General features: G+C 70.2%; 4 protein-coding genes. 2 read left to right on the forward strand and 2 right to left on the reverse strand.

What is annotated here, in order from left to right:
- Positions 1-2,581 (forward strand): condensation domain-containing protein (locus RJ05_RS03665; RefSeq protein WP_156090794.1); only part of this gene is annotated, 2,581 nt, incomplete at its 5' end.
- 41 nt (positions 2,582-2,622) lie between these two features.
- Positions 2,623-7,659: a non-ribosomal peptide synthetase gene (locus RJ05_RS03670; RefSeq protein ID WP_036533115.1), complete on the forward strand. Its 5,037-nt coding sequence runs from the start codon at positions 2,623-2,625 to the stop codon at positions 7,657-7,659.
- A 110-nt stretch (positions 7,660-7,769) separates the two neighbouring features.
- Here the strand turns inward: RJ05_RS03670 and RJ05_RS03675 are convergent, their stop codons facing one another.
- On the reverse strand, positions 7,770-9,137 hold the full coding sequence (locus tag RJ05_RS03675) for a SagB family peptide dehydrogenase (protein WP_051016203.1): 1,368 nt from the start codon (positions 9,135-9,137) through the stop codon (positions 7,770-7,772).
- 3 nt (positions 9,138-9,140) lie between these two features.
- Positions 9,141-9,394 (reverse strand): phosphopantetheine-binding protein (locus tag RJ05_RS31270; RefSeq protein WP_036533117.1); only part of this gene is annotated, 254 nt, incomplete at its 5' end.

The following is a 9,394-nucleotide window of genomic DNA, read 5'->3' on the forward strand; positions in this document are numbered from 1 at the left end:
CGCGTCCTGGCAGCCGATGATCGGCCTGCTCGACGGTCACGCGGTCCACCTGTTCGACGCCGCCGACATGCCCGATGCCCGCCGCCTGGTCGCGGGCATCGCCGAGCACGGCATCGACATGATCGACACGACGCCGTCGATGTTCGCGCAACTGGCCGCGGCCGGACTCGGCGCGAACGGAACAGGCCCGTCGGTGCTCGCACTGGGCGGTGAGGCCATCGGACCGCACTTGTGGCGCCAGCTGTGCGCGCTGCCGGATACCGCGGTGCACAACTGCTACGGCCCGACCGAGACCACGGTCGAGGCGGTGGTGGCCGCGGTGGACGACCCGGACGCGACCCCGTCGATCGGTTCGCCGACGAGGGGAACCGCCGGCTACGTGCTGGATTCGCGGCTGCGTCAGGTGCCCGACGGCGTCAGCGGTGAGCTGTATCTGTCCGGAGCCCAGCTGACCCGCGGCTACGCGGGCCGGCCCGGCATCACCGCCGACCGCTTCGTCGCCGACCCGTACCGGGCCGGTGCGCGCATGTACCGCACCGGTGATCTGGTGCGGCGGCTGCCCTCGGACGATCTGGTCTACCTCGGCCGCGCCGACGACCAGGTGAAGATCCGCGGGTACCGGATCGAGATCGGCGAGATCGAGACCGCGCTGCACGCGCTGCCCGGTGTCCGGGAGGCGGCGGTGATCGTGCTGCGCCGGCCGAACGGGCCCGTGCTGGTCGGGTTCGCGGTCGGTGCCGACGGTGAATCCGCCACGCTGCGTGTCCTGTTGGCGCAGACACTGCCGTCCTACATGGTCCCGCACCGGGTGCTCGTCGTCGACCAGCTGCCGGTGACCGGCAACGGCAAGCTCGACGCGCGACGACTGACCGAACTGGCCACCGACGCGCTGGACAGTGCGACGGCCGCGGTCGCGCCGACCACCGACACCGAGCGCGCGCTGTGCGCGACCGTCGCCGAACTCACCGGTGGCGCCGAACCCGGTATCGATGACGATCTCGTCGACCTCGGTCTCGACAGCATCGTCGCGATGTCGCTGGTGAACGCGTTGCGGCGCAAGGGTTTCAGCGCGACGCCACGACTGGTGCTCGCCTCCGGCACGATCCGCGCGCTGGCCGCCGCCATCGACACGGGCGCGGGCGCCGAGCACACCGTCGCGACTGCCGGATACGGTCCGGTCGGCCCCACCCCGATCCTGTCGTGGATGCACGAGCACGGCGGATACCGCAGGCTGGCGTTGACCACGCTGCTCGAGCTTCCCGCCGACGTCGACCACCCGCGACTGCTCGCGGTGCTACAGGCCCTGCTCGACGGCCACGACATGTTGCGCGCCCGCTTCCTGGAGACCGGGGACGGCTACGACGTCCGAACCCGCGAACCAGGTGTCGTCCGCGCGTCCGACATCCTCACCACCGTGCCCGCCGGGTCGGTGCTCGCGGCGACCGTGGCCGAGCAGGCGGGCACGGTCGCCGACCAGATCGATCCGCTCACCGGCGATCTCGTCCGCGCGGTCCGATTGACCAGGCCGAACGCACCGGACCTGCTGCTGCTGCATATTCATCACCTCGCGATGGACCCGGTCTCCTGGCACATCGTGTGCGCCGATCTGGCGGTCGCCTGGGAACAGCTGAGCACGGGAACCCCGATCGCGGACCTCACCACACCAGCCGAATACACCAGCTACCGTGCCTGGGCCGCCCGCACGCGTGCGCGCGCGAGCAGCGCCGAGGCGAAGGCGCAGCGCGAATTCTGGTTGCGCCAAGCCGAGGGCACCGATCCGGTGCTGGGGTCGCGGCTGCCGGACCCGTCGCGCGACACCTGGGGCTCCTACCGTGTGCACCCGGTGCTCACCGACGCCGCCACGACGGCCGCCGCGCTCTCCGCGCGCGACACCGACGTGCGCGCGTTCCTGCTGACGGCGCTCACCCTGACCCTGAGCACCTGGCGTGCCGAACGCGGGCAGGACCCGGCCGCGGGCGCCTATCTGGCCATCGAGGGGCACGGCCGAGAGGACGCGCTGCTCGGCGACGATATCGACACCACGCGGACCGTCGGCTGGTTCACCAGCATCTACCCGCTTCGGGTCGGCGCGGGATCCGATCTGGATACCGCTACGGCCCACCGGGACCCGGCTGCGGCCCGAGCACTACTCGAATCCGTCGCCACCACCCTGGAGCAGGTCCCGGCCAACGGCGCCGACTACGGTGCCCTGCGCTACCTGACCGCCGACTCCGGCCTCACGGCGATACCGCAACCGCAGATCCTGTTCGACTACATCGGCCGACTGGATCTCGCCGGCGCGGGCCCGGCCTGGGCTCCTGTCGCGGACCTGGATCTGATCACCGCGCTACCCACCGCGCCGGAACCGGATTTCCCGCTGCGACACGCGCTGGACGTGATCGCGGGCGTGCAGCCGACCGAGGCCGGACCGCGGCTGGTCACGATGCTGCGGTGGAGCGATCGCCTGCTCACCCGACCAGAGGTGGAGCGGCTCGCACACATATGGGAGGCCGCCATCGCGGCACTGGCCGGCGCGCTCGCGCCGGTAGGTGTCGGCGGGGCGACTGCCGAGGCCGTCTGAGGCCGACAACCAAGCCGTTCACCTCGACTCGAAGGACAGCCATGGCAGACGACATCATCGAGCGCCGTAAGCAGTTGCTCCAGCGCCGATTGCGGGAGCAGAACCTGAAGGCGGCCGCGCCGGAGCCGGTGCCTGCGCGCACGCCGGGTACCCCGAGCCCGCTCTCGGACGCGCAGCGCCGCATGTGGTTCCTCCAGCGGCTCGACCCCGCCGACACCACCCTCAACGTGTGTGTCGCCTACCGGCTCACCGGTCCCCTGGACACCGCCCGCCTGCATGCCGCATGCGCCTGCGTGCTGGCGCGGCACGAGATCCTGCGCACCACCTACGGTGTGGACGCCGACGGCGAGCCCTTCCAGGTGTCGAGCACCGACGCCGAATTGCCATGGAAGGAACACGATCTCAGTGCCCTCCCCGAAGCCGGGCGGGCCCGGCGAGTCGAGGTGCTGGCCCGGCGCGAATTCGCCCGGCCGTTCGATCTGAGCGTCGACCTGCCGGTGCGCGCCACCCTCGCGCGCACCGGCCCGGACGAGCATGTGCTCATCCTGGTCGTGCACCACATCGGCTGGGACGACGACTCCTGGCCGGTGTTCTTCGCCGAGGTCAACGCCGCCTACCGGGGTGAGCAGCTCACCGCGCCGCGCGCGCAGTACGTCGATGTCGAGGTCGGCGCCGACACGACCGACGACGCCGATCTGGCCTACTGGCGCGATGCCCTCACACCGCTGCCCGAGCGGGTGGCCTTGCCGACCAGGGCGGCGGCGGGCTCGCCGTCGAAGAACGCCGAAACGCTGACTCGTGCCCTTCCGCAGGAGCTGGCCGAAGGCGTCGCCGAGCTGGCCCGAGCGCATTCGACCACGCCGTTCACCGTGCTGCTCGCCGGTTTTCAGGCCCTGATCCACCGCTATACCGCGGCCACCGATTTCCTCGTCTCGGTGCCCGTCGTCGATCGCCGCGCGGGCGCGCAGCAGCTCATCGGCTACTTCGGCAACGCCGTGCTGGTGCGCGCCGACCTGGATGGCTCGACCGATTTCGCGACCCTGCTCGACGGGGTGCGCGATACCTGTACCGGTGCCTTCGCCCACCAAGGTGTGGGTGTGGATCGCGTCGTGCGCGAGGTCGGCCCGGAGCGCACCGCCGGGCGCGACGCCATGGCGCAGCTGGTGCAGCTCAGCTTCAGCATGCGCGGCGACGCCAACGGCTTCGACCTGGACGGGGTCACGGCGCAGGAGCTGCCGCTGCATCCCGGCGTCGCTCAGGAGGAACTCGGCCTCATGGTCGTCGCCGGTGCGACCGGCACCCGAGTGGAGGCCACGTATCTGGTCGACGCGCTGGACCCGGCGGTGGTCGCCCAATTCCTCGACCACTACGTGCAACTGCTCGCCAACGCCCTGGCCGACCCGAAGCGCAGGCTCCGCGATCTCGACATCCTCGGCGCGGGCCGCAGCGCGATACTCGCCGCCTCCCAGGGCGCACTGGTGGACGTACCCGCCACCACCATGGTGGCGCTGTTCCAGGACCGGGTCGCCGCCGCGCCCGAGGCCGACGCCTTGATCTCCGACACAGAACGGCTCAGCTACGCCGATCTCAACCGTCGCGCCAACCGCTTGGCGCACTGGCTCATCCGGCGCGGTCTGGGTCCCGAAGACCTCGTCGCGTTGCGGATGGCCACCTCGGTCGAGTTCATCGTGGCCACCCTCGCGGTGCTCAAGGCGGGTGCGGGTTACCTGCCGATCGACCCGGCCTATCCGGCCGAACGGATCGAATACCTGCTCACCGACGCCGGACCGGCGATCGAATGGGACGCCGAGGGATACGCGAGCGCCGAGGCCGAAGCGGCGGCCCTGCCCGATACCGACCCGGCCGACGCCGACCGCATCGCGCCGCTGCGACCCGCCAATACGGCCTATGTCATCTACACCTCCGGCTCGACCGGAAAGCCCAAGGGCGTGCCGGTCCCGCACGACGCCATCGCCGAACACCTGCTCGGCTTCACCGATGAATGGGACCTGACCCCGCAGGACCGGGTCCTGCAATCCACGTCGGTCAGCTTCGACGCCTCCCTGCTCGACATCTACGTCACCCTCACCGCGGGCGCCTGTGTCGTGGTGCCGAAGCCGAACGCCTACCGCGATATCGCCTACGTCGCGGATCTGGTGACGCGCCACGGTGTCACCGTGCTGCACATGGTGCCGTCCATGCTCGCGACCTTCCTGGTGCTGCCGGAGGCCAACGATTGGCGTTCGCTGCGGCATGTGCCGGTGGGCGGTGAGGCGCTGGCCGGGGAGATCGCCGACCGCTTCGCCACCCAGTTCGACGCACAACTGCGCAACCACTACGGGCCCACCGAGGCGGTGGTGTCCTCGACCCATCTGCCCGTCGAGGGACCGCAGGGCGTCGGTGTGGTGCCCATCGGCATCCCGAATCAGAACGTGTACCTGTACCTGCTGGACGAGGCCCTGCAATTGGTGCCGACCGGTGTGGCGGGCGAGATCTACCTGGGCGGCAACCAGCTGGCGCGCGGCTATCTGCACCGGCCGGCACTGAGCGCCGAACGTTTCATCGCCGATCCGTTCCGGCCAGGGCAGCGCCTCTACCGCACCGGCGACCTCGCGCGGCGTAATGCCAAGGGCGAGATCGAATTCCTCGGTCGCGCCGACGAGCAGGTCAAGGTGCGTGGTTTCCGCATCGAGCTCGGTGAGGTGGAGGCGACCGTCACCGATCATCCCGACGTGGCGCACTGCGTGGTCACCGTCGTCGAGCATCCGACCCTCGGCCCCATCCTGGCCGGGTACGCAGTGCCGGAGCCCGGCACCGAACCCGATGTGGAAGCGGTGCGCGGGTTCGTCGCCGCGCGGCTGCCCGAGCACATGGTGCCCGCCACCATCACCCTGATCGACGCGGTGCCGTTAACCGCGCACGGCAAACTGGACAAGCGCGCGCTGCCCACTCCGGAACTCGCGGTCGGCCGCGTGTACCGGGAACCGCGGACCTCGACGGAGATCCGCGTCGCCGCGCTCTACGCCGCGCTGTTCTCTCGCGATCGGATCGGCGCGGACGACTCGTTCTTCGAGCTCGGCGGCCATTCTCTGCTCGCGGCCCGGCTGATCACCATGATCCGCGCCGAATTCGGCATCGAGATCGATATGCGTGTGCCGTTCGACAAGCCGACGGTGGCCGGACTCGCCGCCCACCTGGTCGCGGTGTTCCTCGACCAGTTCGGCATCGACCTGGACGAACTCGACGCGCCGGGCGAGCCGATCGGCACGGTCGACGCCGACGGACCCGGACCGGTCCCGACCCCGCGCCGGCGGCCCGACCACATCCCGCTGTCCTACTCGCAGCGCGCCTACTGGATGCAGCGGCGGATGGAGGGCGCGATCGACGGTGAGAACGTCACCTATCCGATCCGCTTCGAGGGGCCGCTCGATCGCGCGGCGCTGTTCGCGGCGCTGGATTCGGTGGTGGCCCGCCACGAATCGCTGCGCACCTCGTTCCCCGAACACGAAGGCACGCCGTATCAGCTCATCCACCCGGCCGGCCACATCGAGGTTCCCGTGGTGGAGCTCCACGGCGACACCGACCGGCTGGAGCAGGAGCTGGCAGCGGACGCGGCCTACGTCTTCCAACTGGCCGGTGAGCCGATGCTGCGCCTGCGCCTGCTCGTGCTCGACGAGCAGGACGCGGTGCTGTCGATCCTGATGCACCACATCATCGCCGACCGCAGTTCCTGCAAGATCTTCGTCGACGATCTCACCCTCGCCTATCGTGCGCACCTGCGCGGCGAGGAGCCCGACTGGCCCGAATTGCCCATCCAGTTCGCCGATTTCGCCATCTGGCAGCGCGAAGTGTTCGACCGCGGCCCCGACCGCGAGGTCAGTGCGATCGGCGCGACCCAGCTGGACTACTGGCGCGAGGCGCTGGCCGGGCTGCCCGATGAGATCGCCGTCGGCCACGACCATCCCCGCCCGCAGGTGCTCGGCCGCAACGGCATCAGCACCGCGCGGACGCTGCCCGCCACCGTCTGGGAGCGGGCGCGCGCCACCGCGGAGGCCGTCGGCGCGACCGAATTCATGCTGTGCCAAGCGGTGGGCGCGGTAACGCTCAACGCGCTCGGCGCCGGCGAGGATCTGGCCATCGGCGCCGCGGTCGCCAACCGGCTCGACGAGGCGACCGAGCAGCTGATCGGCCTGTTCGCCAATGTGGTCGTGCTGCGCAACGACGTGTCCGGTGACCCGACCCCGCGCACGCTGCTCGGCCGGGTCCGGGACAACTCGCTGGAAGCCCTCGGCCGGCAGGGGGTGCCGTTCGAGCGGCTGGTCGAGACGTTGAATCCGCCACGCTCACTGGCCCGCAACCCGCTGTTCCAGGTGATGATGCATATGCGCCATCACCTGGCGCCCGCCCCCTTCAGCGCCGACGGCGCGACCACGGTGCGCGACATCGCCAAGTTCTACGACGTGTCGTTCATGGACTTCCATCTCGACTACACCGTGGACGTCACCGGCGATCTGATCGTGCGCGTCGTGGTCAATCCGGATCTGTATCTGGCCGCGACCGGGGAGATCTTCGCCGACACGGTGATCGAGGTACTCACGGCGTTCGCCGAACGTGCCGACCAGCCGCTGTCGGAGCTGGATCTGACGCCCGCAGGGTGGGACACCTCCCGGTCGGTCGTGCACATGACACCCGCCCCGGTGGCGCGGCCCGCCGGCGGCAGCGATGAACCGCTGACCGAGACCGAACGCACGCTCATCACGCTGCTGGCGGAGCTGCTCGAGATCGACGACGTCGACGAGATCGGCCGTGAGGACGGGTTCTTCGGCCTTGGTGGTGACAGTGTGATCGCCATTCAGTGGGCGACCCGCGCGGGTGAGGCCGGGCTGCCGCTCACCCCGCAGATGGTGTTCGAGTACTTCACCATCGTCGAACTGGCCGCAGCCGTCGACGAGGCGATCGCCAACCCACCCGCCGACACCGCCGACGGCGACGATCATCGGCACGAGGCGATGTCGGTGTCCGGCCTCGACGCGGGTGCACTGGCCGCACTGGAAGAGGCCTGGGCGGCACAGAACTGACAGATCCCGGTCGGCCGGAGCGTGTGCTCCGGCCGACCGGGATTCTCGTCATCGCGAGCGGGAACCGAACCCGCGGGCGCCACACACCGTGGTGTGGATTGCGAACGGTGTCAGCGCTTGCGGGCCGGTGTGCCGACGATGACACTGCCGACCGAGCATTCCTCCAGTTCGTTCACCCCGGCGGCGGCGACGAACGCGGCGGTATCGCTGAAGCCCTGCGCGCAGGCGCCGAGGCCCATCGCGGTGGCGGCCAGGTAGATCGTCTGCATGAGCACCCCGACGTGCTTGAGGATGCTCGCGTAGGCGACCTGCTCGTAGGTCCACATCACCCGGCCGGACCGGGCCGCCAGCAGCAGCACCAGCTGCGGTTCGGCGCCGTCGGTCAGCGTCGCGGACGTCGTCCGCACCAGTGTGCGCACCGCGGGCGACTCCGCGTCGGCCACCGGACGCAGCGTGTGCTCGAACGAGTCGTAGTGGTACATCCCGGGTTTCAGCCCGGCGATATTGCGGACGATGGGATACAGCTCGAGCTCGTACACACTGCCACCGGACGGGTACGGCCGCGACAGCAGCTCCTCACCCTCGGCGACCTGGCGGACCGACCGGGTCCGGGCGGTGCGGTACAGCAACTCCCCCAGCTGATCGACGGTCATCGGCGCCGCCTCGTCGTAATCGCGGCAGGACACCCGATCCTCGAGCACGTCGGTCAGGCTCGGGTCCTCGATCCGCAGCGACTCCAGATCCGGCTTCGCCAGCGGGACGGGGACGCCCGGATAGTCCGGCTTCCGCGCGACCGGCTGCGGGAACGACTGCTTACCCCACTTCGTGGGCCCGAAGTGCTCCCAGGTGATGGTGCGGGGGCCCAGCGTGCTGCGGCGGTGAAACCACAGGTCCGGCGCACTCCAGCTCCGGGTGCTGAACTCGCGGTCTTCGGCGTCGGCGTCCTCGACGACGAACCCACCCCAGTACAGATGCTCGGCCAGGCACGTGAGGACATCCTGCGGGACACCGATATCGGTCGCGGCGTGGCCGTCGAGTACCGCGAGCAGGCGCGGGTCGTGGATGCGCACATCGCACCAGGACATCGGGTGTTCGAGCACGAAACCTTCCCGATCACGATGCAGCACCGCGAACTTCGACAGCACCCACGACGCCGGTGGCGGCGTCCGCGGTCGCGCGGGCGGCCGGGTGAAGGGCCGGATCGTGTACAGCTCGCCCGCGTCGTGGCGCAGCGTCACCGTGAGCCATCCGGCGTCGGCCAGCTCATCGATCAGCTCGCCGACACCGTCGTCCGGATCGTCGGCCGTGATCGGCCCCTTGCTCAGCTGTCCGAGCATCCGGAGTTGGGCAGCGCTGAGCGCGGTCAGCTTCCGGTTGTCGGGCGGGTTCAGCAGCACCGCACCGGACGCGGTGGTGACGCAGGTGACGCCGTCGCGCAGCGTGAATCGCGTCCGGTCGGGGTAGGTCACGGCGGGCATCGGTCATACTCCTTCGTCCAGGGCGAGGATCTCCTCGTCGGTCATGGCCGACACCTCGAGATACAGCTGCGCGACCGATTCGAGCCGGTCGGGCGTGCCTCGTTCGGCTTCCCTGGCCTGCAACCGCCGCGCCACTTCGGCGACCGTTCGGCCGATGAGCAGATCGCCCACCAGCGCGTGGTCCACATCGAGCCATTCGCGGACCCGCGCGATCACCGTGGTGGCCAGCACCGAATCGCCACCGGCGCTGAAGAAGT

It is taken from the genome of Nocardia cyriacigeorgica NBRC 100375 (genome assembly GCF_000308555.1).
Classification (GTDB): Bacteria; Actinomycetota; Actinomycetes; order Mycobacteriales; family Mycobacteriaceae; genus Nocardia; species Nocardia cyriacigeorgica.

Bases quoted from the DNA above. Each gene is read 5' to 3' on its own strand.
- RJ05_RS03670 (WP_036533115.1), top strand. From the start codon at position 2,623: ATGGCAGACGACATCATCGAGCGCCGTAAGCAGTTGCTCCAGCGCCGA.
- RJ05_RS03675 (WP_051016203.1), bottom strand. From the start codon at position 9,137: ATGCCCGCCGTGACCTACCCCGACCGGACGCGATTCACGCTGCGCGAC.